This window comes from Clostridium sp. 16K-1-R1 (assembly GCF_023921145.1).
Lineage (GTDB): Bacteria > Bacillota > Clostridia > Clostridiales > Clostridiaceae > Sarcina > Sarcina perfringens.
The window spans coordinates 3,243,289-3,257,211 of the sequence record NZ_CP046515.1; the positions used below are offsets into that span (position 1 = coordinate 3,243,289).

The following is a 13,923-nucleotide window of genomic DNA, read 5'->3' on the forward strand; positions in this document are numbered from 1 at the left end:
TTCAAAATAAGGGTGAAAGCTTTTCTATTTTGAACTATAATATAATTATGTAAATTTATAAAAACAACTGTAAAAGGAGTTTGAGTATGTCTTTTTTCTATTTAAAGGCTATTTTATCTGGAATTGTAACAGGCCTATTAGTTTCTATACCATTAGGTCCAGCTGCAATAGAGGCTGCAACACAATCTCTAGATAAAGGATTTAAAAAAGGCTTTGAAGTTTCATTAGGCGCAATAGCTGCTGACTATTTGTACATATTATTAATAAACTTCGGAGTAGCCCAATTATTAAATTTAAATAGGTATGTAGAATGTGCCTTTTGGATTATTTCAGGATTAGTTCTTATAATAGTTAATTTAATATTTAAATCTTCTCAAAAAAGTTTAGACGAAAAATGTGTTGAAACTATAGATAGTCATAAAACTGGTAATGGTTTTATAAATGGTTTTTTAATAACCTTTGTAAACCCTATGACTTTATCAGTATGGATGGCTGTAAGTGCTGGAATAATGAGTATATGGAAACTTTCAGGTAGACATTTCTTTTTAGTAGCCATAAGTGCTATGTTTATAACAACTTTAGCTTGGTTTATATTATTAAATTTTATGGCTGCCAAAGGTGGAAGTCTAGTAAAAAAAGAACTTACTGGTAAGGCTGATAAAAGTGTAAAATATTTTATGATTTTACTTGGATTAGGATTTACTATATACGGAATATTTAAAATTTTCATGTGAGGTTTTTGCTTATGAATAAAATATATTTTGATAATGCAGCAACTACTTTCCCTAAACCTGACTCTGTAATAAAAGCAATGTTTGATTACATGAGTTTTGAAGGTGGAAGTGCTAATAGAGGATCCTCATCTACAGCTCTACAAAGTAGTAGAGCTGTCTATGAATGTAGATATGAAATAGCTAAATTTTTTAATTTTCCTAAAAGTGAAAATGTTATTTTCACCAATAATATTACAACATCATTAAATATGTTACTTTTAGGAATAATTAAATCTGATTGGCATATAATTACTACATCTATGGAACATAATTCTGTCTTAAGACCTTTAGTAAAAATTAGCGAGGAGCTTCCTAATGTAGAACTAGATATAGTTCAATGTAATAATGAAGGTCTAGTATCAGTTGAAAAAATAAAAGAGAAATTAAAGAGTAACACAAAGCTTATAATTTTATCTCATGCATCAAACCTAGTTGGAACAATTCAACCAATTAAAGAAATAGGGAAGCTTTGCAAAGAAAATGATATCTTTTTTATTTTAGATTCTGCTCAAACAGCAGGGGTTATTCCAATTGATATGACTGAACTTAATTTAAATGCATTAGCCTTTACAGGTCATAAGTCTCTTTTAGGGCCTCAAGGAATAGGTGGTTTTATTATAGATGATAAATTAAATTCTATATGTAAAAATATCTTTTCTGGCGGAACAGGAAGTAATTCCTCACTAATAGAACATCCTCAAGAATTACCTGATAAATTTGAATATGGAACTTTAAACACTCCAGGAATAATAGGGCTTCTAGAGGGAATAAAATTCATAGAAAAAGAAGGTATTGAAAATATAAAAGCAAAAGAAGAAGTATTAGGCCAAAAAGCTATGGATTTATTATCTGAAATTCCAGAAGTTAAGATTTATGGTCCTATGGATGCCAAAAAGAAAACTTCAACAATATCTTTCAATATAGAAGGTATGGATCCTGAATTTACAGGATTCTTGTTAGATAGTGAATTTAACATAACATGTAGGACTGGAATTCATTGTACTCCTCTTGCTCACAAAACAGTTGGTTCATATCCAGCTGGAAGCATAAGAATAAGCTTAGGGTACTTTAATACAATAGAAGAAGTCTATAGATTTGTTGAGGTTATAAAAGAATTAATTTCAAGGAGGTAGACTTCTGACCTATGAAAAATTTAATAATCAAAAGTGAAAAAATAAGTGTGTTTTTTATTTTATACACACTTATATTTTTTACGTTTTTTAATACATTAAAATATACTTTGCCCTTTCTACTAGCATTCATATTTTCATTGCTACTAAAGACACCCACTCAATTTTTAATAAAAAAATTCAAATTAAATGTTGGACTTGCTTCCTTTATAAGTACATTTATTTTTTTCTTAATAATAATAATTTTATTTACATTATTTATTACATCTTTAGCTTATGAATCTTCATCCTTAACAAACTATATTCAAGAAATAATAAATACTAACTCTAAGGAATTTCAAAATTATTTTATATCACTACAAAATTGGATTGAAGTAAACTTTATTGATAATGCAGTTTTAAACTTAATAAAAAATACTTTAATATCTTCATTTAAAGAAATCACTGTGCTTATTCTTTCTTTTGGAACTGAATTAATTCAAAAAGTTTTTTTATTAATAAGTTATTTACCTTATACCTTTATGCTTCTTATTTTTACTGTACTATCAACTTATTTTTTATCAAAGGAATTAAACACTATTAACTTTAGTAAAACTTTGTCTAATTATCTTAACTCTAATTACAGCAATAGAATTTTAACCATTTTATATGAAATAAAAAAAATGTTTTTGACATACTGTTTCTCTTATTTATTTTTAATTTTTATTTCTTTTGTATTAACCTTTTTAGGATTTTCCTTTTTAAATATTAAATATGCCCTATTACTTAGTGTACTTGCTGCCTTATTAGACTTACTCCCTGTACTAGGTATGCCCTTAATTTATTTTCCTCTTATTTTTATTTCATATAACTCAGGAAATATTTTTTCAGCTATTTCATTATTTATATTGTATATATTTATTTTTTTATTACGCCAATTTTTAGAACCTAAATTAATGGCATCCACTTTAGGAATACACCCTTTATTAATATTAATTTGTATTTTTATAGGATTAGAATTAAATGGACTTTTAGGAATAGTATTTTGCATCTTTCTAATTATTTTTTTCAATATATTTAAAAAAGTTAATGTTTTATAGTATAGATTTTTTGTTTTTGGTAATAATTTCAAGTAAGGAGGTTGGTATAATGTGTACAAGTTTTTATATAAATTCTTTAGATCCTAAAGCTTCTTTTAAAATTAGAGATTATCTTTGCAGAGAACTTTCTCCAGTTATAAAAGAAAATAGACCAATTGTTTTTATATGCATTGGATCTGATCGCTCCACAGGAGATGCTCTTGGCCCATTAATTGGTGAGAAGATTAAATTTTTAAGTAAAAATAATATTTTCATATATGGAACATTAGAAGAAACTGTCCATGCTGGAAACTTAAAAGAGACAGTAAAAATAATTAAATCAAAACATAAAAAACCTTTTATTATAGCCATTGATGCTTGTTTAGGAGCTGTTGATAATGTAGGACACGTACTTATTGAAAAGAGACCTCTTAAACCTGGAATAGCATTAAATAAGGATTTGCCTGAAGTAGGAGACTTAAGCATACTTGGAATAGTAAATATTTCTGGTTCCTTAGAATTTATGGTTTTACAAAATACTAGATTATACACTGTAATGTTACTTGCAAATGCTATATCTAACGGAATTCATCATTGCATATTAAAATCCGTAGGATTTAAAAAGAATATATTAGATTCAACTTTAGAAAATATTTTATAAAATTCGCCATAAATACTCATATAGTTTTTTATATACTCCCCCTATTTATTGAAATGTTTCACGTGAAACATTTTGTTTAACACAAAAATAGGTTATATTAAAATCAACAAGAAATCGTTGTTTTAATATAACCTATTTTTATTCTTAAACCTATTTATTCATTGCAGCATTTAGAACATGTAGTTCTTCTTCTGATAAATCATATCTAGATATTCCTTTATCTATTGGCTTTGCATATGTTGTACTATAATCTCTACCATATATTCCAGTTAAAATAACTCCATTATTTTCTCCATCTAATAAAGCAACTGAAAAGCTTAAATCACTTCCAACATCTTCGAAAGCTTTATATCTTATAACAGATACCTTTTGAGTACATTTTTCAACTTGAGCTTTTAATATTTTATTAGTTTCTAATGTTTCTTCAGAATCTTTTTTAACTTCTTCAACTTTATCTAAGTAAGAGTTAATAAGTTCTTCTAAATTCTTATTATTAACCCCTCTCATGATTTTTCTAAATTTATTTTCTACTTTACTTAAACTTCTGAAAGCTACTATTAATAGTATGAACTGTATTAAAACTAATACTATTAATCCTATTGTTATATAAGTTGAATATTGTGTAAGTATATTTAGTACATTCTCCATGTAGTTTATCATCCCTTCGTGTTTTTAAAATGTTTCACGTGAAACATTTTAAATATTTATAATGTCTAGTATTCTCTGTAAGTCTTCTTCTGAATAGTATTCTATTTCTATCTTACCTTTATTCTTATTAGCATTTAAATTAACTTTAGTTCCAAAGTGATCCTGAAGTCTATCTCTAACATCTTTGTAATATGGATTAAGTGGTTTTCTTCTTTCTGATGTTTTTTCTTCAACAGCATCATTTAATATCTTTTTAACTAATTTTTCAGTTTCTCTAACTGAAAGAGAGTTATCAATTATTTTTTGAGCTATTTCATATTGTGCCTCATTTTCTAAAGGTAGAATAGCTCTTCCATGTCCTTCTGAAATAACTCCTTCCATTACATACTCTTTAACTCTATCATCTAACTTTAATAATCTCATTGTATTTGTTATTGTAGTTCTTGATTTTCCTATTGTTTTTGAAAGCTCTTCTTGAGTTAAAGCAAATTCTTTTAATAGTCTTTCATATGCTAATCCTTCTTCTATAGGATTTAAATCTTCTCTTTGAATATTTTCTATTAAAGATACTTGTAGAAGTTTTTCATCTGAAATATCCATTATTAAAGCAGGAACCTCTGTTAATTCTGCTATTTTAGCAGCTCTATATCTTCTTTCCCCTGCAATTATTGAATATCCCTTTTCTTCTTTCTTTAATATTAAAGGTTGAATTATACCATGTTCCTTTACAGACTCAGCTAATTCATTTAATTTATTATTGTCAAAAAACTTCCTAGGTTGTTTTTTATTAGCTTTTATATCTTTAAGCTCAATATTTATTATTCCACCTTTTTCTTTTTTTTCTTCCTTAATATTATCTTCTGGTATTAAGGCTCCTAATCCTTTTCCTAAACCAAATTTTTTAGCCATCTATATATTCACTCCCTGTCTTTTTAGGAATTCCTCAGTTAGTTTTTCATAAGATTTAGCTCCCCTACATCTTTCATCATATAAACATATTGGCAATCCAAAACTCGGAGCTTCAGCTAGTCTAACATTTCTAGGAATAGTAGTTTCATATAATCTATCCTTAAAGTACTCTTTTACTTCTTTATAAACCTCTGTACTTAAATTAGTTCTTGAATCATACATAGTCATTACTACACCTTCAATATCAAGATCCTTATTTAAAGACTTTTTAACTAAATTTATTGTATTTATTAATTGTCCTACCCCTTCTAAAGCATAATATTCTGCTTGTATAGGTATTAAAACACTATGAGATGCAACTAAAGCATTAATAGTTAGAACTCCTAAAGATGGAGGACAGTCAATAAATATATAATCGAATTTATCTCTAATTTTATTTATTTCATTTTTAAGTATATATTCTCTATCTTTTCTATCTATTATTTCTACCTCAGCACCTGCTAATTCCATTGTTGCTGGTACTACATAAAGATTTTCAACTAATTCACTTTTCATTATTATTGTTTCTATCTCTTCACCAGCAGTTAATAAATCATATATAGACTTGTCTAATTTTCTCTTATCTATACCTAATCCACTTGTAGTATTCCCTTGAGGATCTATATCTATAGCTAAAACCTTAAATCCCTGCATTGCCAAGTAAGAACATATATTTATATTTGTTGTTGTTTTTCCAACGCCACCTTTTTGATTAAAAACACAAATTGTTTTCATTAAACTCATCCAAGAATATCTTATTCTTGAACATCCACCTCCCTTCTAACACATCTATTTTATTATATATTTTTACATTACATAATAAAAGATGATATTGGTTATTTCAGATTAAAAAATGAAAAAATAGGAATGTTTCACGTGAAACATTCCTATTTTTATGGTCAATATATTTATTATTTTTTAAAAGCTTTTATAACTTTCAATTATAATATTTTCTTAAACTAAAAAGTATTTTAAAAATTATATTTATTTTAATGGTTTCTTAGTTACATTACCTGCTTTTCTAGGAAAAGTCTTTGGCGTACTTTTTATTTTATCTACTATTACTAAGTTATGATTTAAGTCTGTTCCCTCAATTTCAACCTCAGTTATACCTTTAAGCTTACCACCTAAAGTACCAATAGCATTCTTTGAATCATTTAACTCTTCAGTTATATTTGGGCCTTTTAAAGCTATAAAATTCCCATTTACCTTTACATATGGAATACAAAATTCACTTAGAACACACATATTAGCAACAGCTCTTGATGTAGCAATATCAAAACTTTCTCTTAACTCTTTTTTTCTTGCACCATCTTCTGCTCTAGAATGTATAGTTTCAACATTTTTTAATCCTAGTTTATTTACAACTTCATTTAAAAAATTTATTCTCTTATTTAATGAGTCTAATAGAGTAACCTCTACATCTTCTCTCATAATAGCTATAGGTAAACCAGGGAACCCTGCACCTGTTCCAACATCTATTACTGTTTTAGCTTTTTTAAACTCATCTGCTTTAAAAGCTTTTATACAATCTATAAAATGTTTCTTTACTATCTCTTCATCCTCTGTTATTGCAGTTAAATTTATTTTTTCATTCCATTCCTTTAATAAATCTTTGTAAAGCATAAATTTTTGATATTTGTCTTCATTAAATTCCATACCCACACTATCGCAAGCTTTTTTCATTAAATCAAAATATTGCATTCTTAATCCTCCAAAACTTTAAGAGTATAAATAATTTATTTTAATAATTTTATTTTCTACTAAAAAACTAAAGTTATCCACATGTGGATAACTTTTTAAAAGGGGTAAAACAGCACCTTTTTTAAGTTTTACACAAGACTTATCCACAGGTGCTGTTGAAAACTTCTGAATAACTTTTAGTTATCAGTATTTTTTCCAGTTTTTCTATAATGCTCTAAGAATATTAACAGAACTGATATATCTGCTGGGGATACCCCTGATATTCTTGAAGCTTGACCTATATTTAAAGGTCTAATTTTATTTAGCTTTTGTATAGCTTCTATTCTTAAACTATTTACGTCATTGTAATCTAAATCCTCTGGAAGAACTTTTTTCTCAAACTTTTTAAATTGAGCTACTTGTTCTAATTGAGTTTGAATGTATCCTTCGTATCTAGCAATTATGTTTATTTGATCCCCAATGTCCTTTGGTAAATCAGGTCTTTCAGGATCTAAACATGCTAATGAGAAGTAGTCTAACTCTGGTCTTTTTATAAGTTCATACATTCTTATTGGCTTTTTAAGCTCTGTTGAACCTAATTCAACTATTTTCTCATTATTTTCTGTTTTATTAGTTATTTGAAGTTCCTTAAGTCTCTCAAGCTCACGTTCTAAGTTTTGCTTTCTTTCCTGAAACTTATTCCATCTTTCTTCTGTAACTAATCCAACATTGTGTCCAATTTCAGTTAATCTGAAATCAGCATTATCTTGTCTTAATAATAATCTATATTCAGCTCTTGATGTCATCATTCTATATGGCTCATTAGTACCTTTAGTAATTAAATCATCAATTAAAACTCCTACATATCCATCTGATCTTGTAAGTATCATAGGATCTTTTCCTTGAACTTTTAATGCTGCATTTATACCAGCTACTATTCCTTGAGCCCCAGCTTCTTCATATCCTGAGCTACCATTAATTTGTCCAGCACTAAAGAATCCATCAATATTTTTAAATTCTAATGAAGCCTTTAATTGTGTTGGATCTATACAATCATATTCTATTGCATATGCAGTTCTCATAATCTCAGCATTTTCAAGACCTGGAACTGTTTTTATCATTTGAACTTGAACATCTTCTGGAAGAGATGATGACATTCCTCCAACATACATTTCTTCTGTATCATCACCTTCTGGTTCTATAAAGATTTGATGTCTATCTTTATCTTGGAATCTCATTACCTTGTCTTCTATTGATGGACAATATCTTGGCCCAACACCTTTTATGCTTCCATTATACATTGGTGATCTATGTATATTTTCTTGAATTACCTTATGAGTTTCCTCATTAGTATATGTTAACCAACATGAAACTTGGTCTCTATCTATATTTCCACTTATAAATGAGAATGGTATTATTTCCTCATCTCCTGGTTGTTCTATCATTTTTGAGAAATCAACACTTCTCTTATTGATTCTAGCTGGAGTACCAGTTTTAAATCTTCTAAGGTCAATTCCTAAATCTATTAATGATTTTGAAAGTTCATTAGCATTGCTAAGTCCATTTGGACCTTGGCTATAACTAACATCTCCGATTATTATTCTACTTTGTAAATATGTTCCACTTGTCATTATAACAGCTTTACACTCAAAAAATGCACCATTTTTAGTTAGAACACCTTTAACTTTCCCATCTTCAACTTCTACAGAAACTACCTCTAATTGTCTTAAGTGAAGATTTTCTTGTGTTTCTAAAACCTTTTTCATTCTTTCTTGATATTTCTTTTTATCAGCTTGTGCTCTTAGAGAGTGTACAGCAGGTCCTTTTGATGTATTTAACATTTTAGATTGGATAAATGTATGGTCTATATTTACTCCCATCTCTCCACCTAAAGCATCTATTTCTCTAACTAGATGTCCCTTAGCAGTTCCACCTATATTAGGGTTACATGGCATCATAGCAACGGAATCTAATGTTAATGTACAAACTAAAGTTTTACATCCCATTCTAGCTGCCGCTAATCCTGCCTCACAACCTGCATGACCAGCACCTATAACAACTATATCATAACTTCCTGCATTATATCTCATATTTCATCATTCTCCTATTTTCCACAACAAAATTCTGCAAATATTTTGTTTACTAAGTCTTCCTCTAACTCTGCTCCAGTGATTTCCCCTAAGGCTCTTAAAGCAGATGTAACATAAATTGATACTAGATCTAAAAACTCATTATTATTAAGTCCATTTAATGCACCATCTAAGTTTTCAGAAGCTCTATATAAAGCCTCTTTATGTCTAGTATTAGTTACCATTACACTTTCAGCATCAATTGATCCATTAAAGAATAAATCTTTTATCTTTGATTTTAAATCATCTATACCAAAACCAGTTTTTGCAGATAGTTCTATTTTATTTTCTAAGTTATCCACAATTTCTGAGGATAACTTTCTATCTAAATCAACCTTATTTAAAAGTACTATGTATTTTCTATCTTTAATGTAATCAATAATTTCCTTGTCTTCCTCATCTAATTCTCTACTTGTATCTAACATTAGTATAACTAAATCAGCTTCATTGATTTTTTCTTTAGATTTTTCTACACCTATTTTCTCTACAACATCTTCAGTTTCTCTGATTCCCGCTGTATCTACTAGTCTAACAGGTATTCCATCTAAATTTATATATTCTTCTATTACGTCCCTTGTTGTTCCTGCTATATCAGTTACAATAGCTCTCTTTTCATTTAATAGAGCATTTAAAAGTGATGATTTTCCTACGTTAGGTTTTCCTACTATAACCATGCTTAAACCATCTCTAATAAGTTTACCTTCATCAGCAGTATCAATTAAATTATTTACTTTACCTCTAAGAGTTATAACATCCTCTTTTACCTTAACTGGTATAGTTTCATCTGGTTCTTCGTCATCCTCTGTAAAGTCAACAGCATATTCAATTAGAGCTAATATATCTAAAGCCTCTTTTCTAAGATTGTTTATCTCAGTAGAAAGTCTTCCTTGACTTTGAGTCATAGCTGATTTCATTGAAAGTTCAGTCTTAGCAGTTATTATATCCATAACTGCTTCTGCTTGGCTTAAATCTATTCTTCCATTTAAAAAAGCTCTTTTTGTAAATTCACCTGGCTCAGCAAGTCTTGCACCAGCTTTTATTACATTTTGTAGAACTTTATTAGTAGCTACAATACCACCATGACAGTTTATTTCTACTGTATCCTCAGCTGTAAAGCTTCTAGGACCTTTCATAAAACTAACTATAACTTCATCTATAATCTCATTATTTTCATCTATCATATGACCATATCTCATAGTATATGGTTTTATATCTAATAAATCTTTTCCGTTTATTCCTCTGAATATTTTATTTACAATCTCAAGAGCTTTATTTCCTGATACTCTAATTATAGCTATTCCACCTTCTCCTAATGCTGTAGCTATAGCAGCAATAGTATCGAATTCTTTCATAAGCTCCTCCTTTATAATGATATTCTCAAATTTGAACTAATATTGATTTTACCCAACAAAATAGAATAAGTCAAAATTTTAAATCATATTATTTATGGCAAAAAAATATGATTTTACTAAATTGTTTAATAGATTACTTACTTAAAAATACTATCCAATTAATTAAATCATATACTTGATAAAAAAATAAGGTGAAAATATAATATTTTCACCTTATTTTTTAAATTTATCAACAATTGTAGCCTTTAGTATGACTATTTTTCTATAGTTACTAACAAGTTATCCACAATTTATCTACAGTTTATTGTGGATAAAAAAAGGAAAGCTTTAAGCTTTCCTTTTTATTTCTTTAATTCTACTACAACTCTTCTGTAAGGTTCTTCACCTTCACTAAAAGTTCTAACAAAATCATTATTCTGTAACTCTGAATGAATAACTCTTCTTTCATAAGGATTCATAGGTTCAAGTTTTAATATCTTACCTGACTTTCTCACCTTATAAGCTATTTTATTAGCTAATCTTTTAAGAGTTTCTTCTCTTTTCTGTCTATAATTCTCAGTGTCTAAAACCACTCTTTTGTACTTGTCTTCTTTAGCCTTATTAATAACTAAACTAGTTAAATATTGAAGTGAGTCTAAAGTTTCCCCCCTGTATCCTATGATGGCTCCCATCTTAGGTCCAGTAAGATTTATATTTACTAGGTCTTTACTTTCTTCAATATTAATTTCAGCTTCTATATTCATGTTATCAAGAATATCCCTTAAAAACTTTTTAGCCTCTAAGATTCTATCTCTTTTCACCTTAACTGAAATTTTAGCAGGCTTTGCACCAATTAAATTAAAGAAGCCTTTACTTCCCTCTTCTATAACAGTAACCTCTACTTTATCTTCTGTAGTGTTCAACTGTTCCAATGCGCTTTTTAAAGCTTCTTCAACAGTCTTTCCAGTAATCTCAATTGTATTCATACCCTTGTTTCACCACCTTAGAAAAGCAAAATAAATTCTTATTACTTAATATCTTTATATTGTTCTTTTTCCTTAGCTCTCTTTCTGCTAGGTAAAACAACTATGAAGTATGTTTGAACCATTTGAATTAGGTTACCTATTACCCAGTATAATACAAGCATTGATGGGAATTGTATTGACATTACACCCATCATACCAGCCATTACTATATTCATAGTATTCATATTCATTCCACCAGGTGCTCCCCCAGCTTGTGACTGAGTAAACTTTGTCATTAATAAAGATGATAAATATGTTGTTGCAGCTGATAAAATTGGTAATATGAATGTTCTATCTGGAGCCCATAAATCTCCTAACCATAAGAATGATACACCTTGTAACTCAGTTAATCCAGTGAATACATAGTATAATGCAAATAATATTGGCATTTGGATTAATAAAGGTAAACAACCACTCATTGGGTTTACATTATTCTCCTTATAAAGCTTCATCATTTCTTGTTGAGCTTTTTCAGGATTATTTTTATATTTCTTCTGAAGTTTAGCTATTTCTGGCTGTATTTCTTGCATCTTTTGTTGAGATCTAGTTTGCTTTATATTTAGCGGTAATAATATTAATCTTACTAATAAAGTTAATAAGAAAATAGTTATTACGTATCCAGCACCTACACCAAAAATATCTAGTGAGGCAACAAAGCCGTGGATAGCTTGAAATATCATTGTGAATAAATTAGTTATCGGCTTTAAAATTGACTGCAATACATTACCCTCCTATATTTAAACCGTATATATTTATTTTACAGGATCATATCCACCCTTACAGAATGGATTACACCTTAATATTCTTCCTATACTCATAAATCCCCCTTTAAAAGCACCATACTTTTGTATTGCTTCTAGTGCATATTGAGAACAAGTTGGATAAAATCTGCAACAAGGCCTCTTTAAAGGTGAAATATATTTTCTATAGAATTTAATCATTACTATGAACAATTTTTTCATTATCACGTAGACCTGCCTTTTTTATTAAATTATTCATGGCTTTCCCTACTTGCTTAAAATCCTTACCGTTTATAGCAACTCTAGCAATAAACACAAAGTCATAGCCTTCTTTAAGTTCACTAGAATTAAGTCTGTAATTTTCAAGTATAAGTCTTTTAACTCTACTTCTAACTACACTTTTTCCAACCTTCTTGCTAACTGAAACTCCTACCTTATTGAAACGTTCTCCATCCTTTGTAACATTTTTTCTGTTAGGATAAACATAAAGAACTAGTAGGTCATTAGCATAAGACTTTCCTCTTCTATAAACTGTTCTAAACTCATTGTTCTTTCTTAAACTTAGTAACATTTAAATTTGCTCTCCTTTTTTCTGCTTTTTAGTGCAGAAAAAGGCCACAAAATGCGGCCCTTATGCTGTTAATCTTTTTCTACCTTTTTGTCTTCTTCTCTTTAAAACATTTCTTCCAGATTTAGTTTTCATTCTCTTTCTGAAACCATGCTCTTTGCTTCTTTGTCTTTTTTTAGGTTGATATGTCATGAACATTTAAATACACCCCCTTCAACCAATATTTTATTCTAGTAAAAAGCTAAAAGCTTTTTTACTTATTCGCTAATTTAGGTTTTACTGTTTAATTATATCTTTCAAGTCGCCCTCTGTCAAGAAAATAACTCACTTAAAGATTTGTTACATCTACCTTATTTTCCTTTTTTAAATATATAAATAATAATTGTTTATACATTAAATTAAATCCCTACATTAATAACTCTAAAAAATATATAAACTGTATTCTAAATAAAACTATCTATTATTTTATCCACAATTTATTAAATTACTCATCTACTTAATTAATACTAATTACTTCAATAAAAAGTTTATTTAAATCTTAAAGATATACAATTACATATATATAGATAAGATTAGCTCATTTATCATAAATAAACTTAACTTTATAACTTTAGTTATAAAGTTATCCACATATAAATAACAATATGTTATTAACTTTTTACCTTTATATTATCTCTCCCTCTTTTTACACCCTAATTTATCCTTATTATATTTAAATATTGATTATCTTAACTTCTATTATGTTAAAAATTCAAATTTCAAAAGATATTTTTCCTAATATGTACCTTTAAATTTTAATATTTTCACTTAACTATAAATCTAAATAAGTTTTACACAAAATAAGTTATCAACAGCTGTTATTTTTGTGGATAACTTATTGAATCCAACTATACCTTTATGTTATCATATTAATGCATTGTGAATAACTTTATCTAATATAACAACTTATCCACACTTGTGAATAATCCTGTTGATAACTTGTATATTATTCTTATTATTTTTTATTTATAGTCTTTATAATCCTTTTATTTCAACGGTTTTATATATTTTAAACTTTCAACAAGAACTGTGTATATTTCTTGTTGATAATTTTTTTATAATAAAATTTATCCACATTATCAACAGCCTGTTAATAATTTTATTCACAACATGTAAAGTAATAATCTAATATGTTAATTATATGTGCATAACTAAAAGTTAAAATCATTTTATGATTGGAGGATAGAAAG

15 protein-coding genes are annotated in these 13,923 nt (G+C 27.9%); 4 read left to right on the forward strand and 11 right to left on the reverse strand.

The genetic code is table 11. The features are described from left to right. Nucleotides 1-86: 86 nt before the first annotated feature. The 4 genes from GOM42_RS14750 to yyaC are packed head-to-tail and all read left to right on the forward strand — an operon-like array spanning nucleotide 87 to nucleotide 3,622. On the forward strand, nucleotides 87-734 hold the full coding sequence (locus tag GOM42_RS14750; RefSeq protein ID WP_003459974.1) for a LysE family transporter: 648 nt from the start codon (nucleotides 87-89) through the stop codon (nucleotides 732-734). 11 nt (nucleotides 735-745) lie between these two features. Next, on the forward strand, nucleotides 746-1,906 hold the full coding sequence (locus GOM42_RS14755; RefSeq protein ID WP_110077470.1) for an aminotransferase class V-fold PLP-dependent enzyme: 1,161 nt from the start codon (nucleotides 746-748) through the stop codon (nucleotides 1,904-1,906). 11 nt (nucleotides 1,907-1,917) lie between these two features. Beyond that, on the forward strand, nucleotides 1,918-2,982 hold the full coding sequence (gene ytvI, locus GOM42_RS14760; protein WP_025648332.1) for a sporulation integral membrane protein YtvI: 1,065 nt from the start codon (nucleotides 1,918-1,920) through the stop codon (nucleotides 2,980-2,982). A gap of 49 nt (nucleotides 2,983-3,031) precedes the next feature. Continuing rightward, on the forward strand, nucleotides 3,032-3,622 hold the full coding sequence (yyaC, locus tag GOM42_RS14765) for a spore protease YyaC (RefSeq protein WP_003459982.1): 591 nt from the start codon (nucleotides 3,032-3,034) through the stop codon (nucleotides 3,620-3,622). Nucleotides 3,623-3,772: 150 nt separating this feature from the next. On the opposite strand, the gene GOM42_RS14770 is transcribed toward yyaC, so the two are convergent. The 11 genes from GOM42_RS14770 to rpmH all read right to left on the reverse strand — a co-directional run bounded on the left by GOM42_RS14770 (nucleotide 3,773) and on the right by rpmH (nucleotide 12,892). Beyond that, the gene (locus tag GOM42_RS14770; RefSeq protein ID WP_003451034.1) at nucleotides 3,773-4,270 is read right to left on the reverse strand and encodes a DUF4446 family protein; all 498 of its coding nucleotides are present in this window, start codon (nucleotides 4,268-4,270) and stop codon (nucleotides 3,773-3,775) included. 48 nt (nucleotides 4,271-4,318) lie between these two features. Next, a complete protein-coding gene (locus tag GOM42_RS14775; RefSeq protein ID WP_110077469.1) occupies nucleotides 4,319-5,179 on the reverse strand; it encodes a ParB/RepB/Spo0J family partition protein in 861 nt (286 codons plus the stop codon). Beyond that, nucleotides 5,180-5,953 (reverse strand): AAA family ATPase, encoded by a 774-nt coding sequence (locus GOM42_RS14780; RefSeq protein WP_003451027.1) that lies wholly within the window; start codon nucleotides 5,951-5,953, stop codon nucleotides 5,180-5,182. A gap of 249 nt (nucleotides 5,954-6,202) precedes the next feature. Continuing rightward, a complete protein-coding gene (gene rsmG, locus GOM42_RS14785; RefSeq protein WP_057258336.1) occupies nucleotides 6,203-6,922 on the reverse strand; it encodes a 16S rRNA (guanine(527)-N(7))-methyltransferase RsmG in 720 nt (239 codons plus the stop codon). Nucleotides 6,923-7,098: 176 nt separating this feature from the next. Continuing rightward, complete coding sequence (mnmG, locus tag GOM42_RS14790) at nucleotides 7,099-8,991, reverse strand: tRNA uridine-5-carboxymethylaminomethyl(34) synthesis enzyme MnmG (protein ID WP_003469710.1); 1,893 nt, start codon at nucleotides 8,989-8,991, stop codon at nucleotides 7,099-7,101. A 14-nt stretch (nucleotides 8,992-9,005) separates the two neighbouring features. Then, nucleotides 9,006-10,382: a tRNA uridine-5-carboxymethylaminomethyl(34) synthesis GTPase MnmE gene (gene mnmE / locus GOM42_RS14795; RefSeq protein ID WP_003451045.1), complete on the reverse strand. Its 1,377-nt coding sequence runs from the start codon at nucleotides 10,380-10,382 to the stop codon at nucleotides 9,006-9,008. Between the two features lie 341 nt (nucleotides 10,383-10,723). After that, the gene (gene jag / locus GOM42_RS14800) at nucleotides 10,724-11,347 is read right to left on the reverse strand and encodes an RNA-binding cell elongation regulator Jag/EloR (protein ID WP_003459972.1); all 624 of its coding nucleotides are present in this window, start codon (nucleotides 11,345-11,347) and stop codon (nucleotides 10,724-10,726) included. Between the two features lie 41 nt (nucleotides 11,348-11,388). Beyond that, on the reverse strand, nucleotides 11,389-12,105 hold the full coding sequence (locus GOM42_RS14805) for a membrane protein insertase YidC (protein WP_003460013.1): 717 nt from the start codon (nucleotides 12,103-12,105) through the stop codon (nucleotides 11,389-11,391). 33 nt (nucleotides 12,106-12,138) lie between these two features. After that, nucleotides 12,139-12,348 carry a membrane protein insertion efficiency factor YidD gene (yidD, locus tag GOM42_RS14810; protein WP_003451050.1) on the reverse strand — a complete coding sequence of 70 codons (210 nt, stop codon included), beginning with the start codon at nucleotides 12,346-12,348 and terminating at the stop codon, nucleotides 12,139-12,141. Beyond that, on the reverse strand, nucleotides 12,320-12,697 hold the full coding sequence (gene rnpA, locus GOM42_RS14815; RefSeq protein WP_003450986.1) for a ribonuclease P protein component: 378 nt from the start codon (nucleotides 12,695-12,697) through the stop codon (nucleotides 12,320-12,322). Before rnpA ends, yidD begins: the two co-directional genes overlap by 29 nt. A 60-nt stretch (nucleotides 12,698-12,757) precedes the next feature. Then, nucleotides 12,758-12,892, reverse strand: coding sequence for a 50S ribosomal protein L34 (gene rpmH, locus GOM42_RS14820; RefSeq protein ID WP_003451019.1), 135 nt, complete (start codon nucleotides 12,890-12,892; stop codon nucleotides 12,758-12,760). Nucleotides 12,893-13,923: the final 1,031 nt, after the last annotated feature.